The following is a 507-nucleotide window of genomic DNA, read 5'->3' on the forward strand; positions in this document are numbered from 1 at the left end:
GCCTGGGTCAACGGCACGTCCGGACCTCCGGTCGATCGAGGAGACAGCAGGTGACCACCACGCAGCGCGCCAGAAGAACACCCCATCGCGTCATCCTGTCGGCGCTCACCTCGCTGTGCGTCGCGGCGGGCATCCTGGCCTGCGCCACGCCCGCGTACGCCGCCCCGAGCGATCTGTGCGCCCAGGTCGGCCACAACGCGGGTTTCCGCGGCGACGCCTTGGTGACCGCCGTCGCCGTCGCCCTCGCGGAGTCCAGCTGCAATCCGTCGGCGTCCAACGTCCAGAACAACACGCCCCCGTCCACCGACCGCGGTCTGTGGCAGATCAACGACTACTGGCACCCCGAGGTCGACGACGCCTGCGCCTACGAACCCCAGTGCAACGCGAACGCGGCCTTCGACATCTCCTCCGGCGGTACGGACTGGCAGCCCTGGTCCACCTACAACCAGGGCCTTCACTGGCGGCACATGGACGAGGCGCGCGCCGCGGTGGACCGCCTCGGTGACC

1 protein-coding gene is annotated in these 507 nt (G+C 70.2%); it reads left to right on the plus strand.

The window, feature by feature from the left end:
* Nucleotides 1-50 precede the first annotated feature (50 nt).
* The coding region (locus tag IH00_RS0131490; protein WP_199819847.1) for a transglycosylase SLT domain-containing protein at nt 51-507 on the plus strand (457 nt) is incomplete at its 3' end.

The organism is Streptomyces sp. NRRL S-118 (genome assembly GCF_000716335.1).
GTDB lineage: Bacteria > Actinomycetota > Actinomycetes > Streptomycetales > Streptomycetaceae > Streptomyces.